Genomic DNA, 20,001 nt, shown 5'->3' with positions numbered 1-20,001 from the left:
GCCGTCTCGCTCCATAGGATCGGCCCGATGTCCGAGCAACCGCCCGCCTTCCAGCGGCCCGTCCGCGGGTCGCGGTGGTCGGACGACCAGGCCCGCGAGTCGCTGCTCCCGATCATCGACACGCTGGCCCAGGTGACCGGCTTCGAGGTGATCGGCGTGAGCGGCGTACGCGACGACGGCTACCTCCACCAGCTCTCCGTGGTCGGCCCGGACGACGCTCGCGAGGCGCTGCTGGACACCCTCGCCCCGGCCGACCTGCTCGTCGAGGCGCTCGCGGCAGCGGACGTCTGGGGTGCGCTCAGCTTCCTCCCATACGATCGGCATCAGCTGGACCTCGACCGCTGGGGGTGGACCTCCGACGCTCCCCGCGACGGCGTGCCGGGGGTGTGGCACCCGGAGGACATCCTGGTGGCGCCGATGCACCACGCCGACGGAACCCTGCGCGCCGTGCTCGGCTTCGACGCGCCCCGCGACGGCCGGGTGCCGGACGGCGCCGAGCGCGTCCTCATGGACACCTACGCAGGTCAGGCCTGCCGGGCGATCGAGGCGATCCTGGACCGGGAGCGCCTGGCCGAGCAGATCCGGCTCGCGAGCGCTGCCGCCGACATCGTGCGGCGCGCCACCGGCTCGATGTCGGTCAACGACGTCCTCACGCAGTGCGGCTCGGCCATCGTCGACGGGTTCCGGGCGCAGACGCTGTGGACCCATCTCTTCGGCACCGAGCCACGACCCGTCCACGACGTCGACCCGCACTCACCGCCGCCGGTCCTGACCGACATCCTCGCGAGGTACGCCGCCGCCGCGTGGGAGCACCAGACCGTCGGCGTCTTCGCCCCGGACCGACCGCCGCCCGAACCCCTGGGTCCGGAGGAGCTCGCGCTCGTGCTGGGCTTCCTGGCCGCCGAGTCGCTGCTCGTCGTACCTCTCGGCGCCGGGGCGGACTGCCTCGGCTGGATCGGGCTGACGCGCGGGGCCGGCGATGCGGAGTGGAGCACCGGCGAGGCCGAGGTCGCGCTCGACATCGGCCGCGACCTCGGGCTGGCGCTCGCCACCGCGGGCAACTTCGAGCGCGAGCACCGGCTGGTCCAGGAGCTGCAGGAGCTCGCGGACTACAAGACCCACCTGGTCGCGACCGTCTCGCACGAGCTGCGGACGCCGCTGACCAGCATCATCGGGTTCCTGGAGCTGCTCGAAGGCGACCCTGGCCTCTCGGACCTGTCCCGCTCGGCGGTCGAGGCGATCCAGCGCGGCAGCGTGCGCCTGGCACGGGTCGTCGAGGAGCTGCTCGTGCTGCACCGGACCGCCAGCGGCGAGCTCGAGGCACCGCGCCAGGTGGACTTCACCGCGATCGTCGCCGACATCGTCGACCTCAACACGGGTCCGGCGGAGCGCCGCAGCATCAGCGTCGTCCGCGAGCTGCCCGACGAGCCGACCTGGGTGCTCGGCGCCGCGCACGAGCTCGAGCACATCGTCGCCAACCTGGTGAGCAACGCCGTGAAGTACACCCCCGATGGGGGGCACGTCGTTGTGACCCTCGAGACCCTCGACCAGGAGATCGTGCTGACCTGCGCCGACGACGGGATCGGCATCTCAGCGGCGGACCAGGCCCACGTGTTCGAGGACTTCTACCGGTCCGCGGACCCGGCCGCGACCCATCGCTCGGGCACCGGCCTGGGCTTGGCGATCGTGCAACGGGTGGTGGACCGGCACGGCGGCAGCATCGAGCTCGAGTCGACGCTGGGCAGCGGCAGCACGTTCCGGGTTCGGCTGCGCGCGGCCTGAGGGGTCGGCGGGTCAGCCGGCGAGGTTGCGCAGCAGCAGCGCCTCTGCCAGCACGACCTTCTCGAACTCCGCGAGGTGCAGGCCCTCGTTGGCGCCGTGGGCGCGGGTGTCGGGGTCCTCGACGCCGGTCACCAGCACGCTCGCCTCAGGGAACGCCTCGAGGAACTCGGCGATGAACGGGATCGAGCCGCCCACGCCCATGTCGACCGGCGCGGTGCCGTCCCAGGCCTCGGTGAACGCCGCCCGCGCCGCGTCGTACGCCGGTCCGCTGGCGTCGATCTGCGTCGCCTCGCCGGTGTCGACGACGGTGTGGGTGAGCGTCGCACCCCACGGCACGTTCGCCTCGAGGTGGCGGAGCAGGCAGTCGAGGGCGTTGGCGGTGGTGTCGCCGGGGGCGATCCGCAGCGAGATGCGGGCGCGCGCTGCCGGGACGAGGGTGTTGCTGGCGCCCGCGACCTTGGGCGCGTCGAGGCCGGTGATGCTGAGCGCGGGCTTGGTCCAGAGCCGCTCGACGGTCGACCCGGTCCCGATCCACTCGATGCCGGGGGCGCCGCCGGACTCGGCCCGCAGCCGCTCCTCGGGGTAGTCCACGTCGGCGGCCGGGCCGCTGTACAGGCCGTCGATCACGACGTCGCCGGCGTCGTCGTGGAGCGACGCGATGACTCGGCTCAGGGTCATCAGCGAGTCCGGCACCAGGCCGCCCCACATGCCGGAGTGGACGGCGTGGGTGAGGGTGCGCACCTCGATGTCGACGCGGACGAGTCCGCGCAGGCTGGTCGTGAGTGCCGGGACGCCGATGTCCCAGTTGCCGGAGTCGGCGATCACGATGACGTCGGCCTCGAGACGCTCCTGGTACTTGCCCAGGAGCTCGACCAGGGTGTCGGAGCCGACCTCCTCCTCGCCCTCGATGAAGAGGCGCACGGTCACGGGCAGGTCGTCGCCGTACACGCGCAGCGCCCCGACGTGCGCCATGATGCCGGCCTTGTCGTCGGCGGCACCGCGGCCGTAGAGCCGGCCGTCGCGCTCGGTCGGCTCCCACGGCGCGGAGTCCCAGTCGGCGTGGTCGTTCTCGGGCTGCACGTCGTGGTGGGCGTAGAGCAGCACGGTCGGCGCACCCTCCGGGCCCTTCTTCTCCCCGATGACCGCGGGCGGCGCGCCGTCGTACGCTCGCACGATCTCCACCTCGACGCCCTCGGCCGCGAACAGCTCGGCCGTCTTCTGAGCGCTCTTCTCGACCTCGCTCAGGCGCTCCGGGTCGGCACTGACCGACTGGATCCGGACCAGGTCCTCGAGGTCCTTGCGGACCCCGGGCAGCACGGACTGGATCTTCGCGCGGATGTCGTCGCTCATGTCCGCCAACCTAAACGTCGGGGTAGTCCCTGACGATACGGACCCCTGGGCGGCCGCTGGCGAACCATCCCGTCGGGGACTACCCCAACGGGAGGTACGGCGCCAGGTCGGCCCGCTCCCCGCTGGCACGGACTCGGCCGGCCGACTCGGCGTCCGCCCAGGAGACGGTGCCGGAGGCCAGGGCGATCCAGGTGCCGGCGTCCATCTCGACGACGGCGGGCGGGGTGCCGCGCGTGTGCCGGACGCCGGGGATCACCTGCACGGCGGCGTACGGCGGGACGCGCACCTCCACCGAGTGGCCGGGCGCGCGGTCCTCCAGGACGGCGAGGAAGTGCTTGGTGAGCAGCCGGAGGTCGACGCGGTCGGCCTCGTCCGCGGCCACCCGGCCGAGGGCGGCGGCGACGTCAGCCGGGTCGGCCGGCCGGAGGCGAGCGGCCATCAGTCCTCCTCCGCCGCGAGGGTCTCGGGATAGGGCTGCAGGACGGAGAACCACAGGTAGGTACGGCGTTCCGGACCGCGGCCGCGGGTGCGCTTGGTCCACGCCGCGATGACGGCGTCGAGCTCTTCGGCGAGCTGCCCTGCCTCCTCCTGGGTCAGCCGGACCGCGCTCTCGTTGACGGTGCGCAGCGTCTCCGGGTCGCGGGGGCCGTGGTACGCCGCGTCGACGACCGCGTGTCCCCAGCTCGCAGCGTTCTGCCGGAAGACCGCGGACGCTGCCTGCCCACCAGGTTGCTGCTCCAGGTCGTCGAGCCGGACCGTCAACCCGTGCTCCGAGGTCGGGCGCCAGACCCGGTCACGTTTGTCGCGGGCGGCGTCCGGATCCTCCTCCACCAGGCCGTACTTCGCGAGCTGCCGCAGGTGGAAGCTCGCCTGGTTGGCGGGGATGCCGAGCTCGCGGGCCAGGTCGGCGGCCCTCATCGAGCCGCTCGCGGTCAGCTCGGTGAGGATCCGGTTGCGGACCGGGTGAGCGATCGCCCGGAGGATCTTCGGGTCGTGGACCGGCTGACCCTGGGAGTGGTACGGCATGCCGCCCAGCCTAGCGGAATTGCGCACGCATCATTGCGCAACCTTACTTGCGCAACATATGGTGCGGATGTGCCCGGCTACCGCAACCTCGCCCGCAACCACGACTTCACGGTGCTCTGGGTGGGCCAGACGATCAGCGAGCTCGGCAGCCGGGTGAGCATGTTCGTCTTCCCGCTCATCGCCTACGCCCTCACCGGATCGACCCTCGTCGCGGCTGGCGCCGAGGCCGCGCATCTGCTCGGACTGGCCGCCACCCTGCTGCCCGCCGGCGTGCTGGCCGACCGCTTCGACCGGCGGCGGATCATGCGCGCGTCGACCGGCACCGGCGTGCTGCTCTACGCGTCCCTGGTGGCGGCCGACCTGGCGGGGACACTCACCGTCCCCCACCTGCTGGTCGTCGCCCTGCTGACCGGCGCTGCCGCCGGGCTCTTCTCACCGGCGGAGATGTCGGCGCTGCGGACCGTCGTCGCCGACGAGGACCTGCCGACCGCGATGAGCCAGAACCAGGCCCGCCTCCACGTCGCCGGCCTGATCGGTGCGCCGCTCGGTGGCGTGCTGTACGCCGTGACGCGGTGGCTGCCGTTCGCCGCCGACGCCGTCAGCTTCGCGGTGTCGTGGCTGCTGCTCGGCCGCGTGCGCACCGACCTGTCCGCCCCGACCACGACATCGCCTCGGCGGCCGGCCCAGGACATCGCCGAAGGCGTCCGATTCATCGCGTCCCGCCCGTTCTTCCGGGTGCTGACCGTCTGGGGCGCCCTCACCAACCTCGCCGTCAACGCCCTCTTCTTCGTCGCTGTGCTGCGGTTGATCGAGGGCGGCTTCCCGGCCTTCCAGATCGGCCTGGTCGAGGCGGCCGCGGGCCTGTGCGGCATCGTCGGCGCGGTCCTCGCCCCCTGGGTCATCGAGCGTACGGCGACCGGGCGGCTGACCATCGCGGTCGCCTGGAGCTTCCTGCCCCTCGTCGTACCGCTGGCACTGTGGAACCAGCCCGCCGTCGTCGCCGGCGCACTGGCCATCGGGATGCTCCTCAACCCGGCCGGCAACGCGGGCATCGGGTCCTACCGAGTCGCGGTCACCCCACCCGAGCTGCTCGGCCGGGTCCAGGCCACCAGCCAGTTCGTGTCGATGTCGGCCCTGCCGCTCGCGCCGCTGCTCGCGGGTGCCCTGCTGTCCGGCATCGGCGGCGGACCGGCGATCGCGGTGCTCGGCGTACTCACCGCCGGGGTCGCCCTGATCCCGACCCTCTCGGTGAGCGTCCGGTCGGTGCCGCGTCCGGCGGCCTGGGACCGCTGGGCTGCGGCCTGACCGACGCGCGGCCGAACCGCGCCGCTGCCCCCGCCACCAGGTCGACCAGCTCAGGCGGGCTCTCGACGGTGAACTCACTATCGAGGTGGGCAAGCACCATCAGCGGCCAGTCCAGGGTGTCGGTCTGCATGGTCATCACGCAGCCCGACCCGTCGGGCTCGATGGTGGCCCAGCGGCCGACGTACGCCTCGACCCCGTCGGCGCCGGCCGTCAGGCGGACGCGTACGACGTAGCGCTGGCCGACTGCCTTGATCCCGGCCCGCACGAATGCAGGCGCGTCCTCGGCCGGCAGCTCGCGCGGCCGGAACCGCACCTCGGTGGCCTCGGGCACGGAGATCCGGTCGACCCGGAAGGAGCGCCAGTCCTGGCGGTCGCGGTCGTAGGCGACCAGGTACCAGCGCCGACCAAGTGAGACCAGGCGGTGCGGCTCGACGCGGCGGTGCGTCGGCTCCTTGTCGCGCGCCTGGTAGCCGAAGGTCAGCAGCTCGTCGTCGCGGCAGGCCTGGGCGAGGACCGTCAGCACGCGCGCGTCGATCACCGGGCCGCCGCCCCAGGCAACGCCGTCGGTCTGGGAGCGCAGGGCGTCCATCCGTCGGCGCAGGCGAGGTGGCATCAGCGCGATCACCTTGGTGAGCGCCTGGACCGACGTCTCCTCGAGACCGGCGACCGCACCGGACGCGACGGTGTGCAGGCCGACCGCGATGGCGACCGCCTCGTCGTCCTCGAGGAGGAGCGGCGGCAGCGCGCCCCCGGCGCGTAGCTGGTAGCCGCCGGAGACACCACGGACCGCGTCGACGGCGTACCCGAGCTCGCGCAGCCGGTCGATGTCGCGACGCAGGGTCCGGGGGCTGACCTCGAGCCGTTCGGAGAGGTCTGCCCCCGGCCAGTAGCGATGGGTCTGCAGCAACGAGAGGAGCCGCAGCATGCGGGCGCTGGTGGACATGGATCCAGGGTAGACCCGATTGAGGCCAGAAACTGACCGCATGTCTTCCTAGCGTGGAGGACATGACCCAGACACCGATGGCTCAGCCCATGATTCGGACCCGGGGACTCACCCGGCACTTCACCCGTCAGAAGCAGACGATCGAGGCCGTCCGCGGCCTCGACCTGGAGATCGCCGCCGGCGAGCTGGTGGCCTTCCTCGGCCCCAACGGCGCCGGCAAGTCCACGACCCTGCGGATGCTCACCACGCTGATCGCCCCGACCTCCGGCAGCGCCGAGGTGGTCGGCCACGACGTGGTGCGCGAGCGCGCCGCCGTACGCCGGTCCATCGGGTACGTCGGCCAGGGCAACGCCGCCGGTCACCAGCAGCGCGGCCGCGACGAGATCGTCAGCCAGGCCCGCGCCTACGGCATGACGCGGAGCGCGGCCCGCGTCCGGGCCGAGGAGCTGCTCGCGGCGTTCGACCTGACCGAGCACGCCGACCGTCCGGTGTCCACGCTCTCGGGCGGCCAGCGCCGCCGGCTCGACGTGGCGATCGGCCTGGTCGCGTCGCCGCCACTGCTCTTCCTCGACGAGCCGTCGACCGGCCTCGACCCGCAGAACCGGGTCAACCTCCAGGAGCAGGTCCGCCGGCTGCACCAGGACCTCGGCACCACGATCGTCCTCACCACGCACTACCTCGAGGAGGCCGACGCCCTGGCCGGCCGCGTGGTCGTGATCGACCACGGCGAGGTGATCGCCGACGACACCGCACCGCGCCTCAAGTCGACGCTCGGCGACCTGATCTCGCTCGGCTTCGCGGACCCGTCGTACGCCGTCGCGGCGGCTGCCCGGGCCGAGCGGATCGACGGAGCTCAGGTGTCCGTCGACGGGACCGACCTCACCGTCCGGGTGGCGCACGGGCGCGACCTGGCGTCCGGCCTGGTCACCGACCTGCCGGCCGTCGGCGCTCCGGTGAGTCGCATCGAGGTCGTCGGGCCCACGCTCGACGACGTCTTCCTCGAGCTCACCGGGCGCAGCCTGCGCGAGACCAGCACGAGCACCGACACCGAGCTCGAAGGAGCAGCAGCATGAGCACCCTCACCGTCCCGCACGTCGACCTCGACCGCGACCCCGGCTCCGTCGCGGACACCTGGAACGTGATGACCCGCGAGCTCAGGCCGGTGCTCCGGCAGCCGGTCTCGGTGCTCTTCGCGATGGTCCAGCCGCTGGTGTTCCTCGGCCTGTTCGCCCCGCTGCTGCCCGACGGCGGCCCGGGGGGCGACTCGGCGCTGCAGTGGTTCGTGCCCGGCATCGTCGCGATGACGGCACTGATGAGTGCGAGCTTCACCGGCGCCAACCTGATGGAGGAGATCGTGACGGGCTCGCACGAGCGACTGCTGGTCTCCCCGCTGTCGCGACCCGCGCTGCTCGTCGGCCGCGCCCTGAAGGAAGTGGTGCCGATGCTCATGCAGACCGCCATCATCCTGCTCGCGGTGACGCCGTTCTCCTTCGAGCTGCACCTGGGCGGCGTGCTCGTCGGGATGCTGGTGCTGGCGCTCTTCGCCGTCGGCATCGGGGCGCTCAGCTTCACCCTCGCCCTGGTGGCGAAGGACCAGCAGTGGCTCTTCTGGACCGTCCAGCAGACGCTGATCTTCCCGATCCTGCTGCTCGCCGGCGTCCTCCTCCCCCTCGAGGGCGCGCCTGGGTGGCTGCAGGCGGCGTCGGACGTCAACCCGCTGACCTACATCGTCGAGGCAGAGCGCGCCCTCTTCTCGGGCACCTTCCCGGCCGACACCGTGCTCACCGGATTCGTGGCCGCCGGCGTCACCGCCGCACTCGGACTCGTGGTCGGAGTGCGCGCGATGAACCGGTCCAGCTAGCGCCGCCGGGCGACGAGCACCGCATCGGTGACGGTGTGCGTCTCGTCGTGGCGGGTCTCTGTCCGCGTCGGCGCCTCGGCCCGCACGTCGAACCGCTCGGCGTCGACGGCCGGCACGAGCTCCTCCGCGGTGAACATCACGCCCGGCATCGACCAGCGCAGCCCGGTGTGCTCGTCGTCGGGGTGGTGGCCGGCGACGAGCAGGGTGCCACTGGGGGCGACCGCCTCCGCCATCTGGCGGGTGGCCTCGACCATCCCGTGGTCGAGCAGGTGCAGGAAGCAGGACGTGACCAGGTCCCACTGCTCGCCCTCGGGGGTCCAGGTCCGCAGATCGGCCTGGCGGAACTCGATGCGGTCGGCCACCCCACGCTCCTGCGCGTGCTCGGCGGCCTTGCGCAGCCCGGCCTCCGAGAAGTCGATCGCGGTCACCTGCCAGCCCCGCTCGGCCAGCCAGATCGCGTCGCCACCCTCGCCGCAGCCCAGGTCGACCGCGCGGCCCGGTGTGAGGTCGGTCGCCTCGGCCACCAGCACGGCGTTCGGCCGGCCGCTCCAGGTGCGGGCCTCGCCGGCGTACCGCTCGTCCCAGGACGACTGCTCGAAGTGCTCGCGGGCGATCTCCCCGTGGCTCTGGCCGTGGCTCATGCTGAAACCTTCCGGTACGTCGCGACCGCCGCGGCGGTCTCTTCCTCGATGAGGTCCATGTTGATCATGGCACCCGCGTTCAGGCCCCCGGCGGCGGCGGAGATGACCTGCGCGCGCAGGTCGGTGACGTTGCCGGCGACCCAGACACCGGGCACCGTCGTCCGTCCGTTGGGGTCGGCCGGCACGGCGTACCCGAAGACCACGCCGTTCATCTCCACCGCCGCCGGCTCGAGGCCGAGCGAGGAGAGCAGATCGGAGTTGGCGACGAACGTCGGTCCCGCGACCAGAGCCTCGCGCCGTACGACCTCACCGGACTGCAGGCGTACGCCGGCCAGTCGGTCGTCCTCGATGACGACCTCGGCGATCGGACCCTCCACCACGGTCACGCCGCGCGCGGCGAGCTTCTCCGCGTCCTCTGGCGACAGGTCCAGGTGGTCGTTGAGGAACAGCGTCACGTCGTCGGTCCACTGTCCCCAGAGCTGGGCGCCGTGCACGGCGAACGCATTGCTCGCGACGATGCCGATCGCCTGGTCGCGCACCTCGAACCCGTGGCAGTAGGGGCAGTGCAGCACGTCGCGGCCGAACCGCTCGGCCAGCCCTGGCACGTCAGGGAGCACGTCGGTCAGCCCCGTCGTCACCAGCAACCGGCGCGCTGCGACGGTGGCGCCGTCGTCGAGCGCGAGGTCGAACCCGACATCGCTCCGGGTCGCCGTGGTGACGCGGCCGCGCCGCACCTCCACGCCGTACGCCGCCACCTCGGCGCGGCCGATCTCCAGCAGCTCGGCCGGCGGGGTCCCCTCCCGGCCGAGGTAGTTGTGAACGTGACCGGCCGGGGCGTTGCGGGGGTCGCCCGCGTCCACGACCAGGACCGTACGGCGAGCGCGACCCAGGGCCAGCGCTCCGCTCAGGCCGGCGGCTCCGCCGCCGACGACGACCACGTCGTACTCGTGTGTTTTCTCCATGTCGCCGAGTGTGCGGAGTCGTTCGCCGTATTGACAACTTCTGTTGCCGAAGTGGCAAACTAGACCCGTGAGCGACTTCGAGGACGTCCTGGAGGCGGTCGGCCCGCGACTGCGCGCGGCCAGGCTCGAGCGCGGCGCGACCCTGGCCGAGCTGGCCGAGTCGACCGGCATCTCGGTCAGCACGCTGTCGCGGCTCGAGTCCGGCCAGCGCAAGCCCGCGCTGGAGCTGCTGCTGCCCCTGGCGCGGGCGCACCAGATCCCGCTCGACGAGCTGGTCGACGCCCCGGAGACGGGTGACCCTCGGGTCCGCGCCAAGCCGATCGTCCGGCACGGCCGGACCTACATCCCGCTGACCCGGCGACCGGGCGGGCTCCAGGCGTTCAAGGTCATCTTCCCGAAGGACGAGAAGCTCCCGTCGACGCTCGCCACGCACGAGGGCTACGAGTGGATCTACATCCTGTCGGGCCGGCTCCGCCTCGTGCTCGGCGACCAGGACCTGGTCCTCAAGGCGGGCGAGGTGGTCGAGTTCGACACCCGGACCCCGCACTGGCTCGGCAACCCGGGGCCGCACCCGGTCGAGCTGCTCGCGCTCTTCGGGCCGCAGGGCGAGCGGATGCACGTCCGCACCTGACGAATAGGGTTCGCACATGACCGAGAGCGCGGACGGCGATCGCCTTGCCACCTGGCTCGAGGGGCTCGGGCTCGCGGACCACCTGGCCGAGGCCGGTCTGCCGACCTTCACCCGCGACGACGACGGCCGCGCCGTCTGGACCGAGCCCGATCGGATCGACGAGCTCGACCGGTTGCTGCGCAGCGAGGGGAGCGAGCCCGAGCACGCCGTGCCGGTCGGCCTGGTCCTGATCGCCCGGCAGGCCAGGCTGAGGGCCGCGCTGCTCGAGACGCCGTGGTTCACGTACGAGACGCTGGCGGAGCTGCGCGGGGCGTCGGTCGACGCGACCCGCTACGCCGTGCACAAGGCCGAGCAGACCCATCGCCTGGTCGTGGTGACGGTCGAGGGCCGCGCCATCGTGCCGGCCTTCCAGCTCACCGCCGAGGGCGAGATCCGACCCGACATCGCGCCGCTGCTGGAGCCGCTGCTCGCCGCCAGGATGGACCCCTGGCGCGCCTGGGCCTGGCTGACCCAGCCCGCCGCGCTCACCTTCGGCCGTGCCCCCGAGGAGGCCGTCACCGACCCGGAGATGACCGACCTGGTGCTGCACGCCGCCGTACGCCTGGCCGAGCGCGCCGGTCGGTCGTCATGACCGAGAGCGCGGCGTCCGAGCAGCTCAAGGTCGAGCCGGTACGCCGTACCGTCGCGCTGCTGCACGACCGGATCCAGGCCAGGTTCCCGACGCGGGGACTACGGCAGGCCTGCGCCGACCTGCTCTCCCTGGTCGACGAGGTAGGCGCCGTCTCCGAGACCACGCAGGCCCGGGTGCGGATCGCCCGGATCTGGTCACGGGCACTGATGTGGCTGATCCTCGCGGCAACCCTGGTCGCGATGGCGCTCGGGATCCACGACGCAACGGTCAGCGACGAACGCCTGCGGACCTCCCTCGACTGGCTGCCCCTGATCGAGACCGTCATCGCCGATCTCGTGTACGCCGGCGTCGCGGTCTACTTCCTCTACTCGTTCCCCGAGCGGATCCGTCGCGGGCGGACGCTCGCACTGCTGCACCAGCTCCGGTCGATGGCGCACGTGATCGACATGCACCAGCTCACGAAGGACCCAGAGATGCTGCGCGAGTCGTTCCAGCCGACGGCTGTCAGCCGGCCGCTCGACCTGAGCCGCGACGAGATGGAGCGCTACTTCGAGTACTGCTCGGAGATGCTCAGCCTCGTCGGCAAGACCGCCGCGCTGTGCGCCGAGGAGTCGCGCGACGTCGTCGTGCTCGACACGGTCAGCACCATCGAGTCACTCACCGTCGGCATGTCGCGCAAGATCTGGCAGAAGATCTCGATGCTGCCGCGCTAGCTGTCGATCTCGGCATCGGCTGTTCGTGGACAGGGTGACGGGGCGGCACGGAGCCGCTCCCCACACCGAGGAGCACGACATGACCACCATCACCGCAACTGCCCCCGCCGCCGTCAGCTCGCGCGTCTCCTGGCGCTCCGGCCTGGTCACCGTCGTCGGCGGCGCCGTGTCCACCACGCTCGTCGCCCTGGTCCTCCAGGCGATCGGCGTCGGACTGGAGGTCGGCGGCGAGCCGATCCCGGCGCTCGGCTTCACCCAGATGGTCGCGCTCGGCGGCGTCATCGGCGTCGTCCTGGCCCGCCACCTGGGTCGTACGGCGTACCTGCGGACCACGGTCGTCCTGACCGCTCTCTCCTGCGTCCCGTCGCTCGCCCTCGGCGACACCGTCGCCGACAAGCTCGGCCTGGTGCTGACCCATGTCGTCGCGGCCGCGATCATCGTGCCGCGACTGGCGCGGCACTGAGCGCTACGTCAGCGTCTCGAGGTGGGCGAGCGTCGTGGCCCAGGCGTCCGAGTCGGGGTCGATGACCACGAAGTGGTCGCCCTCGACCTCGACCAGCTCGACGGTCCCGCCCCCCTTGCGCGCGGCGGCGACGTACGACCGGGACTGCTCGATCGGCACGAACTGATCGCTGGTGCCGTGGACGCACCAGACGGGCACACCGAGCGGCACCTGCCGGATCGGGTCGACATCGGCGTCGGCAGGCCCGGGCGGGTGGCCGAGGAACGCCTCTACCGCGCCACCGCCCAGGCCCTCGTCGTACGCCGCGGTCAGGTCGAGCACGCCGGCCTGGGACACGACGTGAGTGAGACCCCCGTGGCCGGCGGCCCAGGTGACCAGGTGACCGCCGGCGGAGTGCCCGACCCCGACGACGACGTCGGCCTCGACCGGGCAGGCGTCGATCGCGGCGCGGACGTCGGCCAGGGTGTCGGCCGCGCCGGTGCGGCGGTACTCGATCGCCCAGACCGCCCACCCGGCCGCCACCAGGCTCGGCACCATCGGAGTCGCGTATTCGACGCCGTACTCGGGCTTCCAGAAGCCACCGTGCACCAGCACCACGACGCCGCGCGGGTCACCGACCGGGAGGGTGAGCTCGCCGTACTGCTCGGGGTCGTCGCCGTACGCGATGGTGCGCGTCACCGGGCGCACCTCCTCGTCACCACAGCCGGTCAGGGCGGCAAGCCCGCCGAGCGCAGGCAGCATCAGGAGGGTACGGCGTCGCACGGGGGTGGTTCGTCACGAAGGCCCGGCTCGATTGCCCCACCCGCCACACTCCTCAGGCAATCCCGTCACTTCTCAGGCGTTGCGTTGCCCGGGAAGTGACGGTTTCACCGGTGCACCGGTGAAACCGACACACGCTCAGCCCAGCGCAGCCGGCAACGTCGCGGTCCAGGCGGACCGCAGCTCGTCGAGCGGGATCTCGAAGACCCCGTCGACACCGAGCACGTCGCCGCCGGTGACGCCGAGGGGCGCGATCGTGACGCCGTGCTCCGCGGCGAGCTCCACGAGCCGCTCCGCGTCGCCGTCGGCCACGGTCACCAGCACCCGGGCGGTGGACTCACTGAAGAGATCGACGAACGCGTCGTCCGACACGGAGACCGTGACGCCGATGCCGTGCCGCAAGGAGGCCTCGGCGAGCGCCTGGGCCAGGCCGCCGTCGGAGAGGTCGTGGGCGGAGGTCAGCAGGCCGACGCCGGCGTGCAGCAGCTCCGCCAGCGAACGCTCCGCCGACAGGTCGACCGTCGGCGGCAGCCCGCCGAGGTGGCCGTGGACCACGTGCGCCCACTCGGAGCCGGACAGCTCCTCGCGGGTCTCGCCGAGCAGGAAGACCCGCTCTCCCCCGGCCGCCCAGGCCGACGGCGTACGACGGGTGACGTCGTCCACCACGCCCAACACCGCGACGACCGGCGTCGGCAGGATCGGCGTCTCGCCGGTCTGGTTGTAGAGGCTGACGTTGCCACCCGTGACCGGGATGCCGAGCTCGAGGCAGGCGTCCTTCAGGCCGCGGCAGGCCTCGGCGAACTGCCACATCACCGCCGGATCCTCGGGCGAGCCGAAGTTGAGGCAGTCGGAGATGGCGAGAGGTACGGCGCCCCCGGTCGCGACGTTGCGATAGCTCTCAACCAGGGCGAGCTGCGCTCCGGCGTACGGGTCCAGCTTGGCGAAGCGACCGTTGCAGTCCGTCGAGATCGCGACCCCGAGGTTGGTCTCGGCGTCGACGCGGATCATCCCGCTGTCGCTGGGCTGGGAGAGCACGGTGTTGCCGCGCACGTAGCGGTCGTACTGGTCGGTGATCCAGGACTTGTCGCAGAGGTTCGGCGACGCGACGAGCTGCAACAGGGTGGACCGCAGCTCGGCGCCGGTCGACGGACGGGCGAGCGCCTCGGCCGCGTCGGCCTGGAGGTCGTCCTGCCAGTCCGGGCGCGCGAGCGGCCGGTGGTACGTCGGGCCGTCATGGGCGACCGAGCGCGGGGGGACGTCGACGACGCGCTCGCCGTGCCAGTCGATCTGCAACCGGCCGGTGTCGGTGACCTCGCCGATGACGACGGCTTCGACGTCCCACTTCGCACAGATCGCCATGAAGCCGGCGACGTCGTCGGGCTCGACGACCGCCATCATCCGCTCCTGCGACTCGCTCATCAGGATCTCTTCGGGCGCGAGCGTGGAGTCGCGCAGCGGGACCCGGTCGAGCTCGACGTGCATGCCGCCGTCGCCGGCGGACGCGAGCTCGGAGGTCGCGCAGGAGAGGCCGGCGCCGCCGAGGTCCTGGATGCCCGCCACCAGGCCGGCCGCGAAGATCTCGAGGGTGCACTCGATGAGCAGCTTCTCCATGAAGGGGTCGCCGACCTGCACGCTCGGCCGCTTGGCCGGCCCGTCGGCGTCGAAGGTCTCGGACGCCAGCACCGAGACGCCGCCGATGCCGTCGCCGCCGGTGCGGGCGCCGTACAGGATCACCTGGTTGCCCGCGCCGGACGCCTTGGCCAGGTGCAGGTCCTCGTGGCGCAGGACGCCGACGCAGAGCGCGTTGACGAGCGGGTTGCCGGCGTACGACGCGTCGAAGACGGCCTCGCCACCGATGTTGGGCAGGCCGAGCATGTTGCCGTAGCCGCCGACGCCCGCGACGATCCCGGGCAGCACCCGGTGGGTGTCGTCGGCGTCGAGCGGGCCGAAGCGCAGCGGGTCCATCACCGCGACCGGGCGGGCGCCCATCGCGAGGATGTCGCGCACGATGCCGCCGACGCCGGTCGCGGCACCCTGGTAGGGCTCGACGTACGACGGGTGGTTGTGCGACTCGACCTTGAACGTGACGGCGTAGCCCTGGCCGATGTCGAGGACGCCCGCGTTCTCGCCGATGCCGGCCAACATGTTGCCCACCGGGGTGGTCTGCGGGATGTCGCTGAACTGCTTGAGATGCACCTTGGAGCTCTTGTAGGAGCAGTGCTCGCTCCACATCACGGAGTACATCGCGAGCTCGGAGCTGGTCGGCCGGCGACCGAGGATCTCGCGGATCTCGGCGTACTCGTCGGGCTTCAGCCCGAGGTCGGACCAGGGCTGCTCGCGCTGGGGGTCCTCGGTGGCGACGGCGACGGTGTCGAGATGGGCGATGCGAGTCTCTGGCACGGGCGTCAATCTACCGGCGAGGCGAGTCGGTCAGCGCATCAGCCCGTCGGCGAGGACCTCGAGCATCGGTCGTACGGCGTCGGCGTCGAGCCCAGCCTGGTCGGCGACCGTCGCCACCCCGCCCACGAGGCGGCAGACCTGGATCACGTCGACGTCGTCGCGCAGCGCGTTGTGCTCGCCCAGGCGCTCGATGACGCGGCCGTTGGCCTCGGACAGCACCTGGCACTTCGTCATGATCGGGGAGTCCGGGTTGCCCATGGCGGAGGTGATCTTCGCCGGGCCACCCTTGTGCTGGCTGATCAGAGCGACGTACTCCTCGAACCAGTTGAGCAGCAGCTCGCGGTCCGAACCCTCGTGGGTGAGCGCCTTGTCGGTGGTCTCGTGCACCCGGTCGACCCAGGACTGCATGACCGCGTCGAGCAGGTTCTCCCGCTTCGGGAAGTGCCGGTAGAGGGTGCCGGGACCGACCTCGGCCCGCTTGGCGATCTCGTCGAGCGAGGCGTCGTACCCCTGGTCACGGAACACCTCGCGCGCGACCTCGACGATCCGGTCGTAGTTGCGCTTGGCATCGGCACGCACGGAAATTCACCTCAACGGGTTGCTAAACGGAGACAGTCTCCGTATCGTAGCGGAGGAAGCGGAGCCATCCTCCGGATCAAGAGTACCTCGGCCCTCCGGGCCAGAACAGGACTTCCACCTCACATGTCCTCAGACATCCTCAACAACCCCGTCACCCACGCGGGTCCGCCGACCGAGCTCCCGCCCAACGCGGGCCGCGCGGCAGCCGGCATCGCGATCGTCCTCATCGCCCAGCTGATGATCGTGCTCGACGCTACGGTCGTGAACGTCGCCCTTCCCCGCATCGACGCCGACCTCGACTTCGGGCCCGCGTCGTTGTCGTGGGTCCTCAACGCCTACACGCTCGCCTTCGGCGGTCTGCTGCTGCTCGGCGGCCGGCTCGGCGACGTCTTCGGCCGACTGCGGGTCTTCGAGATCGGCCTGGCCGTCTTCACGGTCGGCTCCGCACTCGGCGGACTCGCCCAGACACCGGGTCAGCTGGTCGCGGCCCGCACCCTGCAGGGCGTCGGAGCGGCGCTGGCCGCGCCGAGCGTGCTGGCCCTGCTCACCACCAGCGCCCCCGACGAGGCCGCCCGCAACCGGGCACTCGCGCTCTTCGGCGCGGTCTCGTCCGGCGGCGCCTCGATCGGCCTGATCCTCGGTGGCCTGCTCACCGATGTCGGGTCGTGGCGCTGGACGCTCTTCATCAACGTGCCGCTCGGCATCGCCGTGCTGCTCCTCGCCCGACGCTTCGTCACGGAGACAGCACGGCGTCCCGGACGCTTCGACCTGGTCGGCGCCGCCAGCGCCACCATCGGTGCCGTGTCGATCGTCTGGGCCCTGATCGGCGCCCCCGACCACGGCTGGACCTCTGTCCGCACCATCGGCGGCATCGTCCTCGGCGTCGCGTTCCTGCTCCTGCTGGCTCGTACCGAGACGCGGCACCCGCACCCGATGATCCAGCCGCACCTGGTCCGCAACAAGCGTCGCGTCGGCGCGCTGGCCGTGATGGCGCTGGTGATCGGCGCGAACCTCTCGATGTTCTTCCTCGTCGTGCAGTACGCGCAGCGGGTGCTGGGCTTCGGTCCGCTCGCGTCCGGCTTCGCGTTCCTCCCGTTCAGCCTCGGCATCTTCGGGATGTCCCGACTCACCCCGTGGCTCATCGGGCGGATCGGTCCGCGCGCCATGCTGATGAGCGGCACGGCGGCCATGACGATCGGCTACGCCTGGCTCAGCGCCGCCGGCACTGACGGCACCTACTGGGGCTCGATCTTCGGCCCGATGCTGATCGCGGGTCTCGCCACCGGCCTGGTCTTCATGCCCATCTCCGTGACGGTGCTGAGCGGCGTCGAGCCAGAGCACGCCGGATCGGCGTCCGGCCTGCTGCAGACCACGCAACAGCTCGGTGCCGCCGTCGGCATCGCCGTCATCGTGTCGGTGTACGCCGCCGGTGCGACGCCCGGCGAGTTCGTCCCCGGCCTGCAGGCGGCGTTCCTGACCTCCGCGGCGTTCTGCGCGATGGCGCTGGTCGTGTCGGCCGTGGTGCTGCGCCCGGCTCGGCCGGTCGCGACGCCGGAGCCGGCGTACGTCGAGGCAGCCTGACCCGGCGTACGACGCCAACGACGCAGCCGGCCCTCGCTCAGGCGAGGGCCGGCTGTTCGCCCGTCACCGGCGTCCAGGTGCGCCCGTCCCACCACCAACGGCCATCGGTGCTGATGACCGGCGCACCCCCCTCAACCGGGTCCAGGTGGAAGTGCGGCCCATGGCCCAGGCACGGGAGCGTGCTCCAGCTGTCATCCATGATCGATCCCCCCGATCGCTCGCGTGCCGACCACGGTGCTCCCGAACGACGCGTCGCGACAAGCGGATTGAGCAAACCTTGCGGAAGCCGGCGATCGAATTACAGGCTGGTAGTTAGCCGCGAAGGCTGTGACTGGTGTGATCAGTGAGGTTATGGTGACGTGGCCTCGGCCGCGAGGCAGTGACGACTTTCTCTGGAGCACCACATGCCTCGCCCGGTCCTTCCCCTTGCCCGACGCGCCGCCAGCGGCATCCTGCTGGGCGCGCTCGCGATCACCGGCCTCACGGTGGTGAGCAGTGCCGAGCAGGCCACTGATGCGGCGACCCCCGTGCCCGCACCGACGTCCCAGAAGGTGAAGAAGGCCAAGTTGGTCAACGTCGTCACGCCCGGGGACTTCACGGGATACGGCTTCGACCAGTGCCAGGCACCGAGTCAGGCCAAGATGGACCGCTGGTTGGCGAGCTCGCCCTTCCTCGCGGTCGGCATCTACATCGACGGCAACTCCCGCGCCTGCCGCAACCAGACCTACCTGGACGCGACCTGGGTCAGCACCCAGCTCGCCAACGGCTGGCGGCTGCTGCCGATCACCCTCGGGCCGCAGGCGTCGTGCCAGCCGCGGTTCCCGCGCTACGACGACGACTTCAAGATCAGCCCCAAGGCAAACGCCAACGGCACCTTCTCGACCGCGCTGCAGCAGGGCATCGCCCAGGCCAGCCAGTCGGTCGCCGCGGCCACCGCCCTGGGCATCGCGCCGGGCAGCACGCTCTGGTACGACCTCGAGGGCTTCGACCACAACAACACCAACTGCCGCGAGTCGGCGCTGTCGTTCCTCAGCGGCTGGACCCAGCAGCTCCACGCCCTCGGCTACGTCTCCGGGGTCTACTCCAGCGCCGGCTCGGGCATCAAGGCCCTCGACGACGCCCGAGTCACCCGCCCGACGGCGTTCGTCCTCCCGGACCAGATCTGGATCGCCCGCTGGGACGGCATCGCCAGCACCACCACGCCGTACATCCGCAACAGCGGCTGGAAGCCGCACGCGCGGATCAAGCAGTACCAGGGCGGCCACAACGAGACGTGGGGCGGCGTCACCATCAACATCGACCGCAACTACCTCGACCTCGGCCAGGGCTCGGTGGCGCCGCGCGAGGTGTACTGCGGCGGCATCGCCGTCCCGTCGTACGGCTTCAGCGCGCTCCGTCCCCCGACCGCGACGTCGGTGCCGCCGGCGAACCAGGTCAAGGCCCTGCAGTGCCTGCTCCAGGAGCAGGGCCTGTACGCCGGCCGCATCCACGGCAAGTTCGGCCCACGGGTCCTCGCGGCGGTCAACGCCTGGCAGAGCAACCACCGGATGCGCGTGCAGTCTGCCTGGTCGCGTCGCAACTGGGTGTCCCTGCTGAGCGCCGGCGACACGCCGGTCGTGAAGTTCGGCTCCACGGGGCCGGCCGTACGCCGTCTGCAGCGGGCGCTCTCGGTCGCCGGCACGGACGCCACCGCGAAGGCGGTCCGCGCGACCGGGGTCTTCAACGCGAAGACCGACAAGGCGCTGCGCGCCTGGCAGAAGCGGGTCGGTGTCGAGGTCTCCGGCGTCGCCGCCGCCAAGACCTGGAAGGCGCTCCAGGCCGGCAAGGTCAAGCGCTGAGCGTCCTACGCCGGCCGCGGCCCCCGGACGTCATACCGACGGAGCAAGCGGACACACTGACCGTATGACCTCCGGCGGTCAGCTGGCGGGCGGCCCGACCAGCAGCGCGACGCCAGTGAGGGCCGCGACGGCCACCAGGCCGGCGACCGTGCCGCGGACCGGGTTGCGCAGCAGCCAGGCAACGGGCCGGTCGAGGCGACCGGTCGGCTCCGACGAGGTCAGCCGCCAGGCGTCGGCGAGCGCGCCCTTCTTCTCGGCGTACCAGTCGAAGATCACCGTGAAGAACGGCGGGACCGCGGCGGCCAGGCCGATCAGCGTCCGGCCGAGGGACCAGCGCTGGTCGACCGCGACCACGACCGTCGTGAGGCAGTAGGCGACGAACACGACACCGTGCACCATGCCGAAGACCCGCACCCCGAGCTCGGTGGTCTCGGTGACGTACTTGAGGAACATGCCGGACAGCAACAGGGCCCAGGTGATGCCCTCGGCGACCGCGACGGCGCGGAACAGCCGCCGCGGGTCGGACACGATTGAAG

General features: G+C 71.8%; 21 protein-coding genes. 10 read left to right on the top strand and 11 right to left on the bottom strand.

Going from position 1 to position 20,001, the window contains the following annotated elements:
• Nucleotides 1-27: 27 nt before the first annotated feature.
• The gene (locus tag ABEA33_RS23980) at nt 28-1,782 is read left to right on the top strand and encodes a sensor histidine kinase (protein WP_345529620.1); all 1,755 of its coding nucleotides are present in this window, start codon (nt 28-30) and stop codon (nt 1,780-1,782) included.
• 12 nt (nt 1,783-1,794) lie between these two features.
• Here ABEA33_RS23980 and ABEA33_RS23975 read toward each other — a convergent pair whose 3' ends face one another.
• The 3 genes from ABEA33_RS23975 to ABEA33_RS23965 all read right to left on the bottom strand — a co-directional run bounded on the left by ABEA33_RS23975 (nt 1,795) and on the right by ABEA33_RS23965 (nt 4,158).
• Nucleotides 1,795-3,132, bottom strand: a complete 1,338-nt coding sequence (locus tag ABEA33_RS23975; protein ID WP_345529619.1) for a dipeptidase — start codon at nt 3,130-3,132, stop codon at nt 1,795-1,797.
• A 79-nt stretch (nt 3,133-3,211) separates the two neighbouring features.
• On the bottom strand, nt 3,212-3,571 hold the full coding sequence (locus ABEA33_RS23970) for a sterol carrier family protein (protein WP_345529618.1): 360 nt from the start codon (nt 3,569-3,571) through the stop codon (nt 3,212-3,214).
• Nucleotides 3,571-4,158, bottom strand: coding sequence for a helix-turn-helix domain-containing protein (locus tag ABEA33_RS23965; RefSeq protein ID WP_345529617.1), 588 nt, complete (start codon nt 4,156-4,158; stop codon nt 3,571-3,573). Before ABEA33_RS23965 ends, ABEA33_RS23970 begins: the two co-directional genes overlap by 1 nt.
• A 69-nt stretch (nt 4,159-4,227) precedes the next feature.
• Here ABEA33_RS23965 and ABEA33_RS23960 point away from each other — a divergent pair, with 69 nt between their 5' ends.
• Nucleotides 4,228-5,463, top strand: a complete 1,236-nt coding sequence (locus ABEA33_RS23960; protein ID WP_345529616.1) for an MFS transporter — start codon at nt 4,228-4,230, stop codon at nt 5,461-5,463.
• Here the strand turns inward: ABEA33_RS23960 and ABEA33_RS23955 are convergent.
• Nucleotides 5,372-6,406: a helix-turn-helix transcriptional regulator gene (locus ABEA33_RS23955; RefSeq protein ID WP_345529615.1), complete on the bottom strand. Its 1,035-nt coding sequence runs from the start codon at nt 6,404-6,406 to the stop codon at nt 5,372-5,374. The genes ABEA33_RS23960 and ABEA33_RS23955 overlap by 92 nt on opposite strands.
• A 62-nt stretch (nt 6,407-6,468) precedes the next feature.
• Here ABEA33_RS23955 and ABEA33_RS23950 point away from each other — a divergent pair, with 62 nt between their 5' ends.
• Together ABEA33_RS23950 and ABEA33_RS23945 are read left to right on the top strand one after the other, a co-directional pair.
• Nucleotides 6,469-7,479, top strand: coding sequence for an ABC transporter ATP-binding protein (locus ABEA33_RS23950; RefSeq protein ID WP_345529613.1), 1,011 nt, complete (start codon nt 6,469-6,471; stop codon nt 7,477-7,479).
• On the top strand, nt 7,476-8,267 hold the full coding sequence (locus ABEA33_RS23945) for an ABC transporter permease (protein WP_345529612.1): 792 nt from the start codon (nt 7,476-7,478) through the stop codon (nt 8,265-8,267). Before ABEA33_RS23950 ends, ABEA33_RS23945 begins: the two co-directional genes overlap by 4 nt.
• Here ABEA33_RS23945 and ABEA33_RS23940 read toward each other — a convergent pair.
• Both ABEA33_RS23940 and ABEA33_RS23935 read right to left on the bottom strand, forming a co-directional pair.
• Complete coding sequence (locus ABEA33_RS23940) at nt 8,264-8,908, bottom strand: SAM-dependent methyltransferase (protein WP_345529611.1); 645 nt, start codon at nt 8,906-8,908, stop codon at nt 8,264-8,266. The genes ABEA33_RS23945 and ABEA33_RS23940 overlap by 4 nt on opposite strands.
• A complete protein-coding gene (locus ABEA33_RS23935; protein WP_345529609.1) occupies nt 8,905-9,870 on the bottom strand; it encodes an NAD(P)/FAD-dependent oxidoreductase in 966 nt (321 codons plus the stop codon). The genes ABEA33_RS23940 and ABEA33_RS23935 overlap by 4 nt, the downstream gene beginning before the upstream one ends.
• Before the next feature lie 67 nt (nt 9,871-9,937).
• Here ABEA33_RS23935 and ABEA33_RS23930 point away from each other — a divergent pair, with 67 nt between their 5' ends.
• The 4 genes from ABEA33_RS23930 to ABEA33_RS23915 all read left to right on the top strand — a co-directional run bounded on the left by ABEA33_RS23930 (nt 9,938) and on the right by ABEA33_RS23915 (nt 12,308).
• Nucleotides 9,938-10,501 carry a helix-turn-helix domain-containing protein gene (locus ABEA33_RS23930; RefSeq protein ID WP_345529608.1) on the top strand — a complete coding sequence of 188 codons (564 nt, stop codon included), beginning with the start codon at nt 9,938-9,940 and terminating at the stop codon, nt 10,499-10,501.
• A gap of 16 nt (nt 10,502-10,517) precedes the next feature.
• Nucleotides 10,518-11,132 (top strand): hypothetical protein, encoded by a 615-nt coding sequence (locus ABEA33_RS23925; RefSeq protein WP_345529607.1) that lies wholly within the window; start codon nt 10,518-10,520, stop codon nt 11,130-11,132.
• Nucleotides 11,129-11,845 (top strand): hypothetical protein, encoded by a 717-nt coding sequence (locus ABEA33_RS23920; RefSeq protein ID WP_345529606.1) that lies wholly within the window; start codon nt 11,129-11,131, stop codon nt 11,843-11,845. The genes ABEA33_RS23925 and ABEA33_RS23920 overlap by 4 nt, the downstream gene beginning before the upstream one ends.
• Nucleotides 11,846-11,924: 79 nt before the next feature.
• Entirely contained in the window at nt 11,925-12,308 is a 384-nt protein-coding gene (locus tag ABEA33_RS23915; protein ID WP_345529605.1) for a DUF6069 family protein, read from the top strand.
• A 3-nt stretch (nt 12,309-12,311) separates the two neighbouring features.
• Here ABEA33_RS23915 and ABEA33_RS23910 read toward each other — a convergent pair whose 3' ends face one another.
• The 3 genes from ABEA33_RS23910 to ABEA33_RS23900 all read right to left on the bottom strand — a co-directional run bounded on the left by ABEA33_RS23910 (nt 12,312) and on the right by ABEA33_RS23900 (nt 16,046).
• Nucleotides 12,312-13,070, bottom strand: coding sequence for an alpha/beta hydrolase family protein (locus tag ABEA33_RS23910; protein WP_345529604.1), 759 nt, complete (start codon nt 13,068-13,070; stop codon nt 12,312-12,314).
• 135 nt (nt 13,071-13,205) lie between these two features.
• Nucleotides 13,206-15,467 (bottom strand): phosphoribosylformylglycinamidine synthase subunit PurL, encoded by a 2,262-nt coding sequence (purL, locus tag ABEA33_RS23905; RefSeq protein WP_345529603.1) that lies wholly within the window; start codon nt 15,465-15,467, stop codon nt 13,206-13,208.
• Nucleotides 15,468-15,497: 30 nt separating this feature from the next.
• Nucleotides 15,498-16,046: a TetR/AcrR family transcriptional regulator gene (locus ABEA33_RS23900; RefSeq protein ID WP_345529602.1), complete on the bottom strand. Its 549-nt coding sequence runs from the start codon at nt 16,044-16,046 to the stop codon at nt 15,498-15,500.
• 123 nt (nt 16,047-16,169) lie between these two features.
• Here ABEA33_RS23900 and ABEA33_RS23895 point away from each other — a divergent pair, with 123 nt between their 5' ends.
• Nucleotides 16,170-17,627, top strand: coding sequence for an MFS transporter (locus ABEA33_RS23895; RefSeq protein ID WP_345529601.1), 1,458 nt, complete (start codon nt 16,170-16,172; stop codon nt 17,625-17,627).
• Between the two features lie 37 nt (nt 17,628-17,664).
• Here ABEA33_RS23895 and ABEA33_RS23890 read toward each other — a convergent pair whose 3' ends face one another.
• Nucleotides 17,665-17,826: a hypothetical protein gene (locus ABEA33_RS23890; RefSeq protein WP_345529600.1), complete on the bottom strand. Its 162-nt coding sequence runs from the start codon at nt 17,824-17,826 to the stop codon at nt 17,665-17,667.
• A 205-nt stretch (nt 17,827-18,031) separates the two neighbouring features.
• Here ABEA33_RS23890 and ABEA33_RS23885 point away from each other — a divergent pair, with 205 nt between their 5' ends.
• Nucleotides 18,032-19,465: a glycoside hydrolase domain-containing protein gene (locus tag ABEA33_RS23885; protein WP_345529599.1), complete on the top strand. Its 1,434-nt coding sequence runs from the start codon at nt 18,032-18,034 to the stop codon at nt 19,463-19,465.
• A gap of 78 nt (nt 19,466-19,543) precedes the next feature.
• Here ABEA33_RS23885 and ABEA33_RS23880 read toward each other — a convergent pair whose 3' ends face one another.
• The gene (locus tag ABEA33_RS23880; RefSeq protein ID WP_345529598.1) at nt 19,544-19,993 is read right to left on the bottom strand and encodes a DUF3817 domain-containing protein; all 450 of its coding nucleotides are present in this window, start codon (nt 19,991-19,993) and stop codon (nt 19,544-19,546) included.
• Between the last annotated feature and the right edge of the window lie 8 nt (nt 19,994-20,001).

The organism is Nocardioides endophyticus, from assembly GCF_039543845.1.
In the GTDB taxonomy this organism is placed as follows: domain Bacteria; phylum Actinomycetota; class Actinomycetes; order Propionibacteriales; family Nocardioidaceae; genus Nocardioides; species Nocardioides endophyticus.
This window is presented reverse-complemented; position numbering and strand designations above follow the sequence as displayed.